Here is a 3,081-nt window from a genome sequence, read left to right as displayed (position 1 = left end):
ATTGTCCCGTCGGATCGCCTACAAATGACGTGCCCAACGCGCCCGACGCCGCAAGCACCGACGGATCCGCAGGGATCGCCCATGCTTTCTCCACACCACCTGTGGTGCCCGGAAAAAAGGCTTGCCAGAGTCTCAGCGCGTCGCCGGGAGGATGCACGAGTCGAATCGAACCTTGCAGCCTCTCTTTCAGCATCTCTTCCCGACGCAACATCTCCAACTCACTGTCCGCACCAACGGCGAAGAAGGCGTGAAACGTCGCGAAAGCCATGCCTGCTTTAAGTTTCGCTTCGAGGGCCTGTGCGTCTTCGAGCCCGTCGTAGATGTCCCACGGAACGTTACCCTCTTCGGCATACTGTTCGCCCGTGCTAGCGACCTCTTTTCGGCGGCGATAGACGATCTCTCGCGCGCGTTGTGGCGAGATGATTTCGAATTGCACGCAGGCGTCGACGGGGAACGAGAGCTTTTCAAGTGGTTGATAGATCCACTCGTCGCCAATGACTTCGATCCGGTCCCGCATGCTCGCCACAGCCATCACGGATTGATAGGATGTGCGCTTGTCGTCGTGCTCAACTCGAACTCGAAATGTGTCTTCCCGCACCGCCGCGGAGACTAACGCTAGCCGCAAAGGGCGCGGGCGGATGATCACATCCCGCCCCTCTACCGTGAGTGTTTTAGGAAGCGGATCCGGCAAGGCCATGGGCCACGGCGTCAGTCCACGCCAATACGGCGCCCGATGCAAGCGTTCAATGTCCTGTGGCGTGGCGCGTCTCAACATGGGGATGATCGCTTGCAGTCGATTGAACAACCTTTGCTCCGCTTGCTGCGAAACCAACAAGTCGTGTTGTGTGAGAACGGGAGCCTGTATGCGAGCCACCCTGCGCTTGGCGAAACCCCACAAGCGTAAAAACTGCTCAGCTATGCGCTCCCGCAACTGGTCGGGACGATCCAACACCTGCGACCAGGCGGCGCCGAGAGGCGAAGCCAGCGGTAACACAAGTACGGTCAGGCGTTCAAATGGCGTGAGTCCCTTGAGGCGTTCTGCCACCATTTCCATGTGCGCGCGCCAATGCGGGTGGTCCCCGAAGCTGCGCATGCGGGTAAGCACTTCTTCGCTCGAGATCGGCACCGAGATGCTTAACAACTGCCCGTGCCCGCGGTAGGTCTGGAAGAAGACTTCAAGCTGTCGATAGATGCTTCGCTTGACTGCCTCTGGCTGATGCTCGTACGGCAGGGCCGGGAGCCGATACACCGCAAAGGAAGAGCCATTATCCAAGAAGATCACGTTGTCATGCCAGTAGATTGTGCGCATAAAAAATCCCCCTCGTTTTTGAGGGGGGTGGCAGGCAAGTTTACGCATTTTACTTAAGCTCCGAGGTCAGGCGCGTCATCGAAGAGACTGAGTTGCAGCGCTTCGGCCTTGCGGAGTTTTTCACGCGCACGGCGAATGTACGAATGCACCGCGCCACGCGTGATCGACAACGCCTGCGCAATGCCCGTGTACGTCATGCCGCGTTCATACGCAAACAGGCACGCAGCCTCACGCAAGCTTAGAATGCTTCGCCACGACACCGGCAAACGTTCTGACCACAGTTCCTCGTGCCCCTCGTCCTCTTCGTCCGCATCCCATTCGCCGCATCCGCACAATCCCCGTTTCGCCGCCAGCCGATCCAACACCGCCATATCGCCAATGGGAATCTCCCGGCGCTCCACTCTCGTGGTGCCTTCCATAAGCCCGATCGTATATTCCAACGTGTCAATCATACTCTCGCAGTATTTCACGTCCAGATAACTACGCGGGTCGTCCTCTTTCTGACGAGCGCGCTTGATCGACTTCACAGCTTCCAAGCTTTGCTCATACTCGACAATCAGATCAGCGAGTTCCGGACGCACAATTCCACCCCCGAAAGTCCTGCTTAGTGTTTATTTTACCAAAATTCTAAGACGAAACTGCCTACTCGCCGACTGCTGTCATTGACATTGCAGCGAGCAGGCAGATCGTTCAGTAGACGGTTCCGCCGATGCTCTCGCTCACGATGTGGGTGAACCAATACGCAGGCCAACCAAACGTACACGCCACATTCGGCGCGCTCACCGTGATGTTACCTGCCGGTGTTTCCACCGTCATCACGAACGAAATGTGCGCGCCTTGCTCATACGCGATCTGAGGATCCGGGTTCAGGCTCCACGCTGCCAACTCGGGCTTCCCATCCAGATACACACCCTTCGGAAGATTCGTCCAGCAGGCCACAATCTCCGTGTCCGCAGCAGGCGCCTGATCACCGTTGGGAGTTGTCGTGCCCCCACTCAAGGTCTCCGAGTCGATAATGAGCGGCCTTGTCCACGTAATGCTCCCACCGTCTGGATTCGTCATCGTGAACGTGACGCTTCCGCCGATGGGCAAAGCGCTCGGTGGACCTTGCCACACATACCGGAACCCGAACGCAGCCGCTGGACGAATCCAAATCGTCGGAGTTTGATCGCCAATCGGTGGACCATAGGTATGGTACGTTTGTCCGTTGATCTCTACGGTGCTCGAGATCTGGTTTGCAGTAGGCCCACCGTTTTCATTCGCCGTGAAGCCGTGCTGCTCGAAGTACTCGCAGAAAATCCCCGACGGGCATTGCTCCGGATCCCATTCATACGATGGCACAGGGAGCCACATGTTTTCGGGAGTCCCTGGATCATAAGTGAGTCCGGTGATCTGCCCATCATTCACTGACGCCGGATAATACTGCGATTCCTGATGTGTCACGTCAACGCATTGCCACGAGTTCGTCTGCGCGTTGTATTCCGGTGTCGGTACGTTGTACACCCACGTCAGTTCTTCCGCACCATTGCCCATGCTGGTCCACTGCACATTTGAGTCGTACGGCGCACCGCAGTTCGGAGCCGGTGGCGGTGTGGGTTGTGGATTCGGCGTCGGTGTCGGAGTGGGTTGCGTTGTGCCGTTTGTCCAGGTCACCGATACCGGATTCGACTGATAGGCGTCGTTCTGAATGTCGAACACGCCGCCCCCGGGCGGAATATACGACACGTATGCGATAAACGTGTCCGTTCCCGGCACGTTGCTTGTATAAGTTT

The 3,081-nt window shown here is 57.5% G+C and carries 1 protein-coding gene and 2 pseudogenes; all 3 read right to left on the bottom strand.

Annotation, left to right across the window (positions count from 1 at the left end; translation table 11 throughout):
• Window positions 1–1,309 (bottom strand): annotated as a pseudogene (locus AC27E8_RS06510) (ATP-binding protein); the annotation flags it as partial.
• Window positions 1,310–1,362: 53 nt separating this feature from the next.
• On the bottom strand, window positions 1,363–1,890 hold the full coding sequence (locus AC27E8_RS06505) for a sigma factor-like helix-turn-helix DNA-binding protein (protein ID WP_487097097.1): 528 nt from the start codon (window positions 1,888–1,890) through the stop codon (window positions 1,363–1,365).
• Window positions 1,891–1,999: 109 nt separating this feature from the next.
• Window positions 2,000–3,081, bottom strand: a pseudogene (locus AC27E8_RS06500) (hypothetical protein); the annotation flags it as partial.

The sequence above is a fragment of the Alicyclobacillus sp. CIJ1 genome (assembly GCF_057538885.1).
Note: the sequence above shows the minus strand (reverse complement) of the source record. Positions and strands in the feature narration are given on the sequence as shown.